This window comes from Mesorhizobium sp. M0778, assembly GCF_040320105.1.
GTDB lineage: Bacteria > Pseudomonadota > Alphaproteobacteria > Rhizobiales > Rhizobiaceae > Mesorhizobium.
In genome coordinates this window covers 193,088-206,741 of sequence record NZ_JAMYPA010000009.1, presented here as the reverse complement: position 1 = coordinate 206,741, position 13,654 = coordinate 193,088, and the positions used below count along the sequence as shown (strand labels likewise).

At 58.8% G+C, this 13,654-nt stretch carries 11 protein-coding genes and 2 pseudogenes; all 13 read left to right on the top strand.

Features of this window, described 5'->3' with window-relative positions:
• Positions 1–28: 28 nt before the first annotated feature.
• The 13 genes and pseudogenes from NKI22_RS15640 to NKI22_RS15580 all read left to right on the top strand — a co-directional run bounded on the left by NKI22_RS15640 (position 29) and on the right by NKI22_RS15580 (position 13,645).
• Positions 29–622: a NodA family N-acyltransferase gene (locus tag NKI22_RS15640; protein ID WP_023719307.1), complete on the top strand. Its 594-nt coding sequence runs from the start codon at positions 29–31 to the stop codon at positions 620–622.
• Entirely contained in the window at positions 619–1,278 is a 660-nt protein-coding gene (nodB, locus tag NKI22_RS15635; RefSeq protein ID WP_352457035.1) for a chitooligosaccharide deacetylase NodB, read from the top strand. The genes NKI22_RS15640 and nodB overlap by 4 nt, the downstream gene beginning before the upstream one ends.
• A 14-nt stretch (positions 1,279–1,292) precedes the next feature.
• Positions 1,293–2,618, top strand: coding sequence for a chitooligosaccharide synthase NodC (nodC, locus tag NKI22_RS15630; RefSeq protein WP_352494955.1), 1,326 nt, complete (start codon positions 1,293–1,295; stop codon positions 2,616–2,618).
• Positions 2,619–2,698: 80 nt separating this feature from the next.
• Positions 2,699–3,295, top strand: coding sequence for a nodulation methyltransferase NodS (gene nodS, locus NKI22_RS15625; RefSeq protein ID WP_031194123.1), 597 nt, complete (start codon positions 2,699–2,701; stop codon positions 3,293–3,295).
• Positions 3,296–3,330: 35 nt separating this feature from the next.
• Positions 3,331–3,576: pseudogene (locus tag NKI22_RS15620) on the top strand (carbamoyltransferase N-terminal domain-containing protein); the annotation flags it as partial.
• Between the two features lie 43 nt (positions 3,577–3,619).
• On the top strand, positions 3,620–4,531 hold the full coding sequence (nodI, locus tag NKI22_RS15615) for a nodulation factor ABC transporter ATP-binding protein NodI (protein ID WP_023719311.1): 912 nt from the start codon (positions 3,620–3,622) through the stop codon (positions 4,529–4,531).
• A 3-nt stretch (positions 4,532–4,534) separates the two neighbouring features.
• Positions 4,535–5,323 carry an ABC transporter permease gene (locus NKI22_RS15610; RefSeq protein WP_352494954.1) on the top strand — a complete coding sequence of 263 codons (789 nt, stop codon included), beginning with the start codon at positions 4,535–4,537 and terminating at the stop codon, positions 5,321–5,323.
• 67 nt (positions 5,324–5,390) lie between these two features.
• A complete protein-coding gene (locus NKI22_RS15605; RefSeq protein WP_352684127.1) occupies positions 5,391–6,353 on the top strand; it encodes a LysR family transcriptional regulator in 963 nt (320 codons plus the stop codon).
• 8 nt (positions 6,354–6,361) lie between these two features.
• Positions 6,362–6,624 (top strand): annotated as a pseudogene (locus tag NKI22_RS15600) (hypothetical protein); the annotation flags it as partial.
• Positions 6,625–7,515: 891 nt separating this feature from the next.
• The gene (locus NKI22_RS15595; protein ID WP_352483785.1) at positions 7,516–8,307 is read left to right on the top strand and encodes a calcium-binding protein; all 792 of its coding nucleotides are present in this window, start codon (positions 7,516–7,518) and stop codon (positions 8,305–8,307) included.
• Between the two features lie 386 nt (positions 8,308–8,693).
• Positions 8,694–10,466 carry a type I secretion system permease/ATPase gene (locus NKI22_RS15590; protein ID WP_352822034.1) on the top strand — a complete coding sequence of 591 codons (1,773 nt, stop codon included), beginning with the start codon at positions 8,694–8,696 and terminating at the stop codon, positions 10,464–10,466.
• A complete protein-coding gene (locus NKI22_RS15585; protein ID WP_023719317.1) occupies positions 10,444–11,757 on the top strand; it encodes an HlyD family type I secretion periplasmic adaptor subunit in 1,314 nt (437 codons plus the stop codon). The genes NKI22_RS15590 and NKI22_RS15585 overlap by 23 nt, the downstream gene beginning before the upstream one ends.
• 670 nt (positions 11,758–12,427) lie before the next feature.
• The gene (locus tag NKI22_RS15580) at positions 12,428–13,645 is read left to right on the top strand and encodes a tyrosine-type recombinase/integrase (RefSeq protein WP_245278594.1); all 1,218 of its coding nucleotides are present in this window, start codon (positions 12,428–12,430) and stop codon (positions 13,643–13,645) included.
• The last annotated feature ends 9 nt before the right edge of the window (positions 13,646–13,654 follow it).

The window sequence follows — 13,654 nt, the reverse complement described above, 5'->3', positions numbered from 1 at the left end:
AAGAAACTATTTTGAAGAGAGGTCCTGAATGCGCCCTCAGGTGCAGTGGAAATTGTGCTGGGAAAACGAGTTGCAGCTCTCGGACCACGTCGAGCTCGCCCAGTTCTTTCGTAATACCTACGGGCCGACTGGGGCGTCCAACGCAGAACCGTTCGAAGGTAGTCGAAGCTGGGCCGGAGCCAGGCCTGAACTCCGCGCAATCGCCTATGATTCGAGCGGTGTAGCGGCTCACATGGGCATACTGCGCCGTTTCATCAAGGTTGACGCGGTCGATCTGTTGGTGGCTGAGCTGGGCCTGTACGGGGTACGTCCGGATCTTGAGGGTCTCGGAATCGCCCATTCAATCCATATCATGCTTCCAATACTGCAGGAGCTTGGCGTTCCATTCGCTTTCGGAACCGTCCGGGACGCGCTGCGGAATCATGTTGAGAGGTTCGGGCGGCGATACAGCCCTTTGGCCGTTTTGTCGGGAATTCGCGTGCGCTCCACCCGACCAGAGGCGCGCCTCGACCTGCCGCCCACACGCATCGATGACGCACTCACCATTGTTCTGGCAGTTGGACGGCCGATCAGCGAATGGCCCACGGGCACGATGATCGATCGGAACGGACCAGAGCTATGAGCCGTCCCGATTGCTTGTACGAAGTGCGCCGTGAGTGCTCTGACGGCACCGGCCGTCGCAGCGTTTATCTGACGTTTGACGACGGTCCCAATCCACTTTTCACACCGGAGATTCTGGATGTGTTGGCAGAGCAGCGGGTGCCGGCGACTTTCTTCGTCATCGGCGCCTACGCCTTAGAGCACCCGGATCTAATCCAACGAATGTTTGCAGAAGGGCACGAGCTAGGCAACCACACGATGACTCATCCGGATCTGTACAAATGCGGCTTCGGCGAAGTGCAACGTGAGATCTTTGAAGCGAACGGCGCCATCATGAGGGCGTGCCCTCAGGCCTCGGTGCGCTATATTCGCGCGCCCTACGGGGCCTGGAGCGAAGAAGTCTTCACAGCGTCACAGATCGCCGGGCTGACGGCCCTCCATTGGTCCGTCGACCCTCGAGATTGGTCTCGCCCTGGGGTCGACGCGATTATCGATACCGTGCTCGCCTCTGTCCGGCCGGGCGCAATCGTACTCTTGCACGACGGATGCCCTCCCGGCGAGTTGAGCCAGGGCGCTCACGCCGGTCTGCGCGACCAGACGGTCACGGCGCTGTCCCGGCTGATTCCAGCACTTCATGAGCGCGGATTTGTAATCCGCTCACTTCCTCAACATCACTGAACAAACGAGATCCCATGACTCTTCTTGGTACAACCAGCACTGTGGCCATTTCGCTTTATGCACTGCTCTCGACTGCTTATAAGAGCATGCAGGGGATTTATGCTCTGCCGACAAACGACTCATCGGCGTTGGAGGATCTCGTCGGCTCCGATCAACTGCCCAGCGTGGATGTCATCGTCCCCTGCTTCAACGAGGATCCGCGCACGCTTTCAGAGTGCCTGGCGTCCATTGCAGACCAAGAATACGCCGGAAGACTTCGGGTCTATGTGGTTGATGACGGTTCTGGAAATCGCGAAGCCGTAGGAACTGTCCACGAAACCTACGCGCGCGACCCTAGGTTCGACATCATTTTGCTTCCCGAGAATGTTGGAAAGCGCAAGGCGCAGATCGCCGCGATACGCCGCTCATCCGGGGATTTGGTGCTTAACGTTGATTCAGACACGATACTCGCGCCCGACGTCATCACCAAGCTTGTACCGAAGATGCGAGATCCAGCGGTCGGCGCAGTCATGGGTCAGTTGATTGCCAGTAACCGGAGCGAGAGCTGGCTGACAAGGCTGATAGACATGGAGTACTGGCTGGCTTGCAACGAGGAGCGCGCGGCACAGGCTCGCTTCGGTGCCGTTATGTGCTGTTGCGGCCCATGTGCCATGTACCGCCGGTCTGCGCTCCTTTTGTTACTGGACCAGTACGAGTCGCAATTTTTTCGGGGCAAGCCAAGCGACTTCGGGGAGGATCGCCATCTCACTATCCTCATGCTGAAAGCAGGCTTTCGAACCGAGTACGTTCCGGGCGCCATCGCGGCCACAGTCGTTCCGAACAGACTCGGACCGTATCTGCGCCAACAACTCCGTTGGGCACGAAGCACATTCCGGGACACGCTGCTTGGGCTGCGCTTGCTGCCCGGCCTCAATAGCTATCTCACGTTGGACGTGGTCGGACAGAATCTCGGGCCGCTACTCCTCGCCCTATCGGTACTAACGGGCCTCGCACATTTCGCACTGACAGGCACTGTGCCTTGGTGGACAGGACTGATGATTGTGTCCATGACCATGCTCCGATGCAGCGTGGTAGCATTTCGTGCTCGACAGTTTCGATTTCTGGGCTTTTCCCTGCACACGTTCATCAACATCTTTCTCTTACTTCCCTTGAAGGCCTACGCGCTGTGTACATTGAGCAATAGCGATTGGCTGTCGCGAAGCTCTGCTGTCCCTACATCGAACACTGGGGGAAAACAGGCCCCCACCCAAACTCCGATCACTGGATCAAGCAGGGCAGAATTCTCACCGCATGCGGCTCCGCTTCGCAGGCTCAATCTTGCGCGGATTCTTCGGGATTAGCGCTGTCGAGCAACATCTGCGGCGACGAGTGATCGCTAATTACCTAGGTGGACGAGAGGTGGACGAGTTTGACCCAGAACATGAATCATCAGTTGCTCGATCGGGAATTGGCCGCAGACGATCCGTGGCGCCTCGACGGCAATCCGTTCGAGCGGGAGCGCCACACGCAAATGCTCCAGCTGGCGCTTGCCCAAGGCTCCATTACAAATGCCCTCGAAGTCGGGTGCGCTGCCGGCGCATTCACGGAAAAATTAGCTCCCAACTGCCAAGGGCTCACCGTCATCGATGTCGTGGCGCAAGCGATTGCTCGAGCACGTCAACGGATAAAGGAGCCGTCGCGCATCAACTGGATAGTCTCCGATGTTCAACAGTTTTCGACCGACGAGTTGTTTGACCTGATCGTTGTGGCGGAGGTCCTATACTACCTCGAAGACATAGCCGAGATGCGCGCGGCCGTCAAAAACCTGGTGCGGGTGCTTGCGCCAGGCGGGCATCTGATCTTCGGATCGGCAAGGGATGCTAATTGCCGTCGCTGGGGTCACGCCGCTGGTGCTGAGCCGGTCATCGCCATGCTGAACGAAACGTTGATCGAGGTAGAGCGTCTTGAGTGTCGGGGCGAGTCGGTCAACGAAGACTGCTTGCTCGTCCGTTTCCGGAACCCGCTTTCCGCTTCCTGATCAATCGAATCTATCGCCGTTAACGTGGAGACACTATGCGCATCTGTGGTACCAAGCTGACCCATGATGGGGCGATCGCCCTTGTCGAGGATGGACGGCTCGTCTTCTGCGTTGAGCAGGAAAAGCGGCACAACAATCCGCGTTATCAAACCATCGATAATCTCGACGCAATTGTCGCCGCTTTGGCGGAACAGGGGCTAAATCCTTGTGATGTCGATCAGTTCGTTATCGACGGCTGGGATGGCGAAGACGAGTCACAGTTTCAGGTCCGGCAGGCAACCAAGCAACCGCCAGTCTTGGCGTCCCTCTCGGTAAAATGAACCCATGTCCATGGTAGCGATCGATCTTACTGACGTAAGCAAAACTTATGACAAGCTCGTTGTCGACAGACTGTCGTTCCGCGTTGCGGCGGGGGAATGCTTCGGGCTCCTGGGACCGAACGGTGCGGGCAAAAGCACGATTGCGCGTATGGTCCTCGGCATGACATCGCCTGATGCGGGGAAGATTACTGTGCTCGGCGCTCCAGTGCCGGCGCGCGCGCGTTTGGCACGTATGCGCATCGGCGTGGTCCCGCAGTTCGACAATCTTGATACCGCGTTCACTGTACGCGAGAACCTGTTGGTGTTCGGGCGCTACTTCCGGATGAGCAGACGCCAGATCGAAGCGGTCATACCATCGCTGCTTGAGTTCGCCCGCCTCGAGAACAAAGCGGATGCGCGCGTCGCCGAACTGTCCGGCGGCATGAAGCGGCGCCTGACGCTCGCGCGTGCGCTGATCAATGACCCGCACTTGCTGGTGATGGACGAGCCGACCACCGGCCTCGATCCGCAGGCCCGCCACCTGATCTGGGAACGGCTGCGATCGCTGCTGGCGCGGGGCAAGACTATTCTTTTGACTACCCATTTCATGGAAGAGGCCGAGCGGCTGTGCGATCGGCTGTGCGTTATGGAGGAGGGGCGCAAGATCGCCGAAGGCCGCCCGTCCGCACTCATTGACGAGCAGATCGGCTGTGACGTGGTCGAGGTCTACGGCGGCAATCCGCATGAACTGGGTGCGCTGATCCGGCCGTACGCACAGCGCATCGAGGTGAGCGGTGAGACGCTTTTTTGCTATGCACCCGATCCGGAGCAGGTGCTGGTGCAGCTACGCGGGCGCGCGGGTCTGCGCCTTCTGCAGCGTCCCCCCAATCTCGAGGATGTGTTCTTGCGGCTAACCGGGCGCGAGATGGAGGACTGAACAATGGGCGAACGTTATGCGGCGGCCATGCCCGCCAATGCGTGGAATTGGGTCGCGGTTTGGCGCCGCAACTATCTTGGATGGAAGAAAATCGGGCTTGCATCGGTTCTCGGCAACCTCGCCGATCCGATGATCTATCTGTTCGGTCTCGGCTTTGGCATCGGAACAATGATAGGTCCTATTGAGGGCACGTCGTACATTGCGTTTCTCGCGGCTGGCATGGTTGCCACAAGCGCGATGGCATCGGCGACTGCTGAAACGGTTTACGGGAGTTTCGGCCGCATGGACAACCAGCGCACCTGGGAAGGAATGTTATGCACTCAGCTGACGCTTGGCGATATCTTACTCGGCGAATTGGCGTGGGCAGCCACCAAGGCCCTGATGGCGGGCACAGCAATCACTGTTGTTGCCACCACGCTCGGCTACACATCGTGGCCATCCATCCTCTGCTTGCTGCCAGTCATCGCTCTCAGTGGCCTCGCCTTCGCGAGTCTAGCGATGGTCGTCACGGCGCTTGCGCCCAGTTATGAATATTTCATATTTTATAATACGCTTGTTATAACACCCATGCTGTTCCTTTGCGGCGCGATGTTTCCGGTCAACCAATTGCCCGGCACTTTTCAGGACGTCGCCTCCTTGTTGCCGCTCGCACATGCAATTGACCTCATTCGTCCGGCGATGCTTGGCCGTCCGGCCGGCAGCATGGGCCTGCATATCGGCGCGCTTTGCATATACACGGTTTTGCCGTTCTTCCTATCGGTTGCTCTATTTCGTCGTCGGCTGATGCGTTGACGCTACTCACCATTCGTAAAATTGATTCTTTGGGCGATACCCATCCACGCGTCGGATAGGTCAATACATGCGTTTTAAGGGACTCGATCTAAATCTCCTGGTTGTGCTGGACGCTTTGATCAGGGAGCGTAAAGTCACCGCCGCGGCCCGCAGTATTAACCTGAGTCAGCCGGCCATGAGCGCCGCCGTCGGTCGGTTACGCGCCTATTTCAGCGATGAGCTATTTACGATGAACGGCCGCGAACTCATTTTGACACCGCGCGCGGAGGGGCTCGCCACAGCAGTCCGGGACGCATTGCTGCACATCCAGCTGTCGATTATTTCCTGGGACGCCTTTAACCCGGCCCGATCGGATCGTCGCTTCCGCATCATCCTTTCCGATTACCTCACGCTCGTATTTTTTAAGAAGATCGTAAAGCGTGCTGCGCGGGAAGCTCCCGCCGTCCGCTTCGAATGTCTGCTTATTTCCGACGACCCCGAGGAGCTTCTCCGGCGCGGCGACGTTGATTTTCTGATTATGCCCGAAGTGTTCATGTCGAAACATCCTCGCGCAGCCCTGTTCGAAGATATGCTCGTATGCGTAGGCTGCGGCACGAACAAGCAGCTGTCAGAGCCACTTACATTCGACCGATACTTGTCGATGGGGCAGGTTGTGCTTAAATTCGGGGACACCCGGCAGCCCTCCATCGAGGAATGGTATTTGCTCGAGAACGGTTTCGAGAGACGTATCGAGGTCGTCGTACAGGGCTTTAGCATGATCCCGCCCCTTCTATCAGGCACCAACCGCATTGGGACAATGCCCTTACGGCTGGCGCAGCATTTCGCAAAATTAACACCCCTGCGGATTGTCGAACTTCCGCCGCCACTTCCTGCCGCATTCACGGAGGCCGTCCAATGGCCTGCGCTTCACAATAATGATCCGGCAAGCCTATGGATGCGGGAAATGATGTTGCAGGAGGCATCTCGTATGATTACCCCGCCTAAGAGCACCGGACGTCTCAGTTGTCGGCCGACGACCCCTCCGTTATGAGAGGAGGCATGGATGGCGATTGGGATTGGGCGATTCCTGCATTGTCGAGAACGATGCAGGGAGAGCAGATCCTTCAGCCTGAAGAGGTGGCAGCGATGCTGCCGCTGCATGAGCTTGGCTGGGGAACCGACGGGCGAACGAATTCGGGTGCGCTCGCAACACGGTGCCTCGGTATCTAAGCGAGGGCGGGACTGTTCCGTTTCGCAAGCCTGTGCGGCCGACCGCGTTTGACGGACTGGACGATTGGCTGCGGGAGCGCTTCTTCCCCCATGGCTCGGGCTGGATGACGATCTCGACCCGCTCCAGATGCGCCGGGAACGCCTTGCGCGGTCGCGCAGCACGTCGCGGCTCGCCTGTCGGTCTTGCGGCCTCGAGCTCGGACTCAATCGCGCCGAGCCCGGTCTGGATTTCGAAGGCGAAGGCCTGCTAGGCACGTTCGAGCTTCTCGGAGCTGCGACCGAAGCGGCGCGCTCCAGCTGCTTGACGATCCCATGAAGGTCGGCGATCCTCACCTGGGCACGCTCGTTGAGTGTCGCCATCCGGACGATCTCGGCCTTGAGTGTTTCGCTCCGGAGTTGTTGCGGTTCGGCCTTCTCCGCCGCCATGGCGACGAACATCGCCTTGAGCGTATCGATTTCGTGGGGACGGGCCGAAGCGCTTCTCATCATGACGCCGACAGAAGCTTATTGTGCACGGCCTGAAGCCCGCCTTTTGCGCCTGAGTCACTTCGCCACCGCCTTCCGGCCGGACGCCGTCGCCGTTCGGCTCGAACGCGTGTCCAGTCCATGCCTTCGACGAGCGCCATCAGTTTCGGCGCGGCAAGCCGATCACGCCGTTCTCCGCCAGCGGAACTTGTCCTCGTCCAGCGCTCACGGTGCGGGTATGCCGGCGTCGAGCAAACAGAGAGAAGTTTGGGGCCCAACCAGGACGGCCCCGTTACGAAGTTCGTCCTAGTCCCGGTTTGAGTGTCGAATCTTCATCGATTGCTTGGGCGACCAGCGTCCCCGCCGCCAGCGAGCCCGCAACTGCTCAGCAGAAGGGCGAAGTGAACGTGAATGCATCCATTTCGTAAATGTGTGTCTATCCAAGCAATCGATTTCTCTAATTATCCGATGAGCAATATGAACGCGTCAGGCAGGGTGCATCATTAGGAGTATTTTCGATGGCAAAGATTATCGAGGGTGGCCCGGGTGCCGAAACACTCATCGGCACCGAGCTTGACGATTGGATGGAGGGTTTCCAGGGCGGTGACTGGATTGACGGTCGCGGCGGCAACGACGAGATCTCGGGTGGCCCGGACAGTGACCGACTCATCGGCGGCAAGGGTAACGACCGCATCTTCGGCGGAGATGGCTGGGACGATCTCTCCGGCGACAACGGCCGCTTCAACCCGCGCGTCTCCGGTGAGGACAATGACAGGCTCAGCGGCGGTCCCGGCCAGGATGTCCTCTACGTGGGTGACGGCCAGGACACGTTGACCGGGGGCACCGACAGTGACACGTTCGTGTTCCAGTTCCACAATCCGGTGCCTGGGGTTGTCGGGTCGAAGTCGGACATTACCACTATCACCGATTTCAACCCGGCGGAGGACAAGTTCGCCTTCGATGCGGTGGGCCTCTACAATGACGGTTTTGGCGCGAACTTCGTCAACAACGCCAGCATACAGTCCGGCTACCCGGTGAGCAGCTTCTACAGTGGTGCGGCCTCAGGTGCGAACGGCGAACACGTCGTGGTAATCACTGGCGAATCTTTCAACTCTGCTTCTGAAGCCGCGAGTGCGATCTCCGGCGAGCACGCCGGCGACATCATTGTCTACCAAAGCAGCTACACCGACAGAGTCGCAACTCTGGCCTATGTCACCGCCGACAACAACGCGCATGAATTCGTCCACCTGGGCGGTGTGGTCACCGTGGCCGACCTAGGCCTGACCGCGTCGGACTTCACCTTCGTTTGATCCAGAAAACCCATACGGAACAGCGCCCCGCCCCCCGGGGGCGGGCGCTTCCGTTTCCGCTACTTGCGATGGGCCGGGGCGCCCGGGAGCAGTCGCAGCGTGTACAGCTTGACGAAGCCCTGCACGTCGCGCTGGTCGTACACCGGAATCTCCCTGAACGCGTGGAGGCGGAAGCCTGTTCGGGCCCTTGCGGCCGGCCACGATGACGTTGCCCTTCCAAACCTTCAGCCGGACGGTGTTGTTGTTGACCCGCTCCATTAGATGCCAAGCCAAACATATTCGGCGGGAGCACTGATCCTGAATCAGCGAGTCGGTTGCCGCTCGGGGAGCAATATAGGGAGCTGGGTCGCCAGATCCTCACGGAGACCTACGTGAGTAACCATTCCTTGAAGGATTCAGCTTTGAGACCTTTCCCTCTGACTTCCGCTATTTGGGGAATTCTGTTGATCAGCGGCGTGGTCAACGTGCTTGCGCTGATCTCGCCGCTGTTCATGCTTCAGGTCTACGACCGCGTTCTGGCAAGTGGCAGCGTATCGACGCTAGTGGGGCTCGTCGTGCTTGCTGCAGGGCTTTATGCGTTCCAATGCCTGCTCGACGTTTTGCGCGCCCGCGTGCTGCTGCGGATTGGCGAGCGTTTCGATGAACAGTTTTCCGGACGCGTTCACGATGCGATCGTTCGCCTTCCGCTTTTAACGCGCATGCCGGGCGACGGCTTGCAGCCGCTTCGCGACCTCGACAATATTCGCGGATTCTTAGGTGGAAACGGTCCGACAGCGTTCTTCGATCTGCCATGGATGCTGCTTTATCTTGCCATTTGCTTCCTCCTTCATTTCTGGATCGGCATGACGGCACTTATCGGGGCGATCGGTCTCACATCTCTGACACTTCTTACCAACACTCTCTCGCAACGGCCGATACGCGATACCATTGACCACAACATGGTACGCAATGGTCTACTGGAAGCAGCGCGCCGCAATGCCGAGGTCGTGCAAGCTCTCGGTCTCGCAAAGCGGATCGCTGCCCGATGGCACAAGGCCAATGCCGAGTATCTGGCCGCCAACCGGAAAGCTGGGGACGTGGCAGGTGGGCTGGGTGGCATTGCAAAGTCGTTGCGCGTGCTGCTGCAATCGGCCATTCTTGCCGTCGGCGCGTACCTTGTCATCAGGCAGGAGGCTACGGCCGGGGTCATGATTGCCAGTTCGATCATGATGGGGCGTGCGCTGGCTCCGGTCGATCTGGCCATTTCAAGCTGGAAACCCTTCCTCATGGCGCGCCAGGGTTGGGCGCGGCTGGAGGACCTCCTGGGAAAGGTTCCTGAAACCGCTCCTGTTATGCCAATGCCTGCACCTGAACGCGAACTCCGCGTCGAAGGCGTGACAATCGTTCCGCCCGGCGAAAGGAAGCCGACCGTGACCGGCCTTGCGTTTGCCGTTCAGGCGGGAAGCGCACTCGGGATCATCGGTGCATCGGGTTCGGGCAAGTCGACACTCTCGCGCGCCATCGTCGGCGCATGGACGCCGGTCGCCGGAAAGGTTCGCATCGACAGCGCAAGCCTCGATCAATGGGACCCGGAAGCGCTAGGCCGTCATATCGGCTATTTGCCGCAAGGTGTTGAACTGTTCGACGGCACCATTGCCGAAAACATCGCTCGTTTTGAAGATAATCCTGACCCTGAGGCTATTGTCACCGCGGCGAAAGCAGCGGGCACGCACGAACTGATCCTCCGATTTGAGCACGGCTACGAAACTCCGATTGGTGAGGCCGGATCGGCACTTTCCGCCGGGCAGCGCCAGCGTATCGGTCTTGCCCGTGCTCTTTATCGAGACCCTTTCCTTGTTGTGCTGGATGAACCCAATGCCAATCTCGATGCGGAAGGTGAGGCTGCGGTCGTCAAGGCGATCGCCTCCGTGCGCGGGCGCAAGGGCATTGCGGTTGTCGTCGCCCATCGGCCGAGCGCCATCCGCGCCGTGGATTTTGTGTTGGTCATGGAAGGTGGACGGCAGCGAGCATTCGGTGCGCGTGATGAAGCGCTTTCCAAAGTCTTGAAGAGGGCAGCGATGGCACCAGGCGCTGGCGTCAAGGCCATCGAGTCTACACAGGATAACGTGGGAGAGCGCGCTGACATGGAGGATCCCGGTGGCCGGCATTCATCAGAATAATGACGTTTCCAGCTCCATTCGCCGGCACCTGGTGGCGGGCCTTCTGGCGAGCGTGATCTTTGTTGGAGGAGCCGGAGCCTGGGCGGCCTTCACGAATCTCTCCGGTGCGGTTGTCGCGTCCGGACACTTTGTCGTCGATTCCTATGTGAAGAAGGTGCAGCACCCGACCGGCGGGGTGGTGGGAGAAATCCTGGTGAGCGAAGGTGATAAAGTAAAAGCCGGCGACATCCTCATGCGGCTCGACGCCACCCAGACGCGCGCCACTCTCGCTGTAGTCACCAAGCGGCTCGATGAGCTGGCCGCCAACCTGGCACGACTCGAAGCTGAGCGTGACGATCTGGCGGAGATCGCCTTCCCGGACTGGCTGCTCGCCCGCAGAGATGTTCCGGACGTAGCTTCGGCAGTACATGGCGAGACGCGGCTGTTCGAATTCCGCAGACAATCCCGCGACGGAAGGCAGGCGCAGCTAGCGGAACGCATCACTCAATATGAGCACGAGATCGAGGGGCTCAAGGCGCAGGAAATCGCTTCTGAGAAAAGCACCGAGATTCTCCAAAAGGAAATTGCTGCCCTGAGTGGGCTGCGCGACCAAGGCATTGTCTCGGACCAACGCTTAAACAGCCTGAAGACGCAGGTTGCCACTTTCGGCGGCGAACGCGGTGAGAAGATTGCACATCAGGCACAGACGGCAGCCCGCATAGCCGAAACGCGCCTCCAGATCCTGCAGATCGATCCGGATTTCAAGACGGAAGTCGGCCAGGAGCTCAGAGAGGTTCAGGCGCAGGTTGGGGAGTATGTTGAGCGCAAGATGGCGGCTGAACAGGAACTGCGACGGATCGATATTGTCGCGCCGCAGTCAGGCGCCATTCAACAACTCGCAGTTCATACGGTCGGAGGAGTGATCACGCCCGCCGATCCGATTATGCTAATCGTGCCGGAAGGCGACGATCTTGCGCTTGAAGCACGAATCACCCCGAAGGACATCGACCAAATCCAGCTTGGTCACAAGGCCGTGCTGCGGATGTCAGCCTTCAATCTGAGGACCACGCCGGTATTGAACGGATATGTCAGCCGGATCGCAGCCGATCTGGCGACGGACGAAAAAAACGGCGTTTCGTATTACCTGGTGCGTCTGTCGGTTCCGCATGCGGAACTGACGAAGCTCAAGGACCTGACGCTCGTGCCCGGCATGCCGGCCGAAGCGATGATCCAGACGGGCGAGCGTACGGCGCTTTCTTATTTTGTGAAGCCGCTGTCGGACCAAATCAGTCGCGCATTCCATGAGGAATGAAAGTAATCCACAGAAATATTTTGTTTGTATTCTTGTTGGTTGTTACGCATGCATGAGAGTCATAACCGTCTGAAAACACAGCCATGCTTTCCTCAGTTGGATTCCGCCTCTGACTCAGATTCGTGGTTCCGCGGTCATTTTGCCCTTCCAAGTCGCCGACCATTCAGTTCTTGGCCTCGAGCGCATTAAGATACCCATCATCGTACACAAAGGCTGGAAAAGAGTCCGGTGTCTTGAGCGATCCTAGGTCTGGAGACCTAGGGTGAGCCTGCAAGCACAGGGCCAGGACATGATTGAGCGTCTGCAATATTCGGACAGGTACATAGGAAGACAGGCAGGCGTCAAAAACGCGCTTTCAACGCGCTAAACCGATGCTACGCACCCCGAGCGTCTTGCCGCCCTCGCTCCCGCCGGTAGGAATCAATCGCGAGCAGGCTGCGACGTTCATCGGCGTAAGCTCAACGACCTTTGATGAAATGGTCCAGGACGGCCGGATGCCGCAGCCACGAATGCCGAGCAAGGGGCGCATTGTTTGGGACGTCGAGGAACTTGTATTGGCCTTTCGAAAGCTCCCTCACCGCCAAATCGGAGGAGCACCAAAGCTTGACGAAGATTCGCCGCCACTAGACAATCCTTGGGATCGAAAACCACGAACATGACGGATGAGCCCGTGAAAATCGATCTTAAGGGCGTAGTGAAGGACACTGATCGCCACGGCAATGATCGGTACTATTTTCGCGCACCGGGTCGGAAGAAGGTCCGGCTCCGTGAACCAACCGGCAGCGACGAGTTCCTCGAGGAACTGCGCTGCGCACGCGCCGAGGTCTCTTATGTTCGGCCCGGCACTCTTCCCGAGATTTGCCGGCGCCTCCCCAAGCCTTCCGAGCCAGCGAAGAAAGGCACGTTAGTGTGGCTTTGCCAGGAGTATTACCGTCGGGGCGGCACGGAAATCACCCAAGACACTATGGCGCGCCGACGAGCAATTCTGGAGCGCGTATGCGAATTACCTCATCCCCTCGAAGGTGACCCGGATCCTCAGTATCCCACCAAGGGATCTCTGCCATTCGCCGGTATGAAACGGTCTCATGTTAAGGAGATCAGGGACACCAGGCTCGACGCCCTGGGCGCGGCAAACAATATCGTAAAAGCCATCAGCGCGATGTTTGAGTGGGCAAAGGACACAGAGATTCCGGGCGTCGACTCCAATCCCGCCCGCGGCATCAGACGGCTAAAGAGCGGCGACGGCTGGCACCCATGGGACGTGTCGGAGATCGTTCAATATGAGAAGCGGCATCCGCTGGGTACCGCAGCCAGACGTGCGCTCTCGATCTTCATGTTTACTGGCCTGCGGTTGTCCGACGTCGCGATCTTCGGTCGACAGCACATCACGCTCGTCTACAACGAGGAGACCGAGCAGTGGGAGAAGTGGATCAGAATTAAGCCTGGGAAGACCAGTCGTAACAAGGATGCGGTGTTGGTGGAGCTCCCGCTTCTGCCCGAACTAGAGGCGGAACTTGAGCACACGCCTTCCGACCAGATGACCTTCCTGGTCAATGAGTATGGTCGCCCGTTCTCGGAGAACGGTCTGGGCAACAAGATGCGCCAGTGGTGTGATCAAGCTGAGCTGCCGCACTGCAGTGCTCATGGAATTCGCAAGGCCGGCGCGACGATCGCCGCTGAGAACGGCGCGACGCACGAGCAGCTGAAGGCGATATATGGGTGGACTACGTACCAGCAGCCCGACCACTACATCAAGAAAGCGCGTCGCCGGAAGGTAGCGAGAGCGGCGAAATACCTGCTGGTTATCGATCGAAAAGAGAACAAAATTGTCCCACTTTCTGAGGGGGTTGAAAGAGGTGGGACAAAAATGGCCAAAAAATCCAATTAAATCAACGGC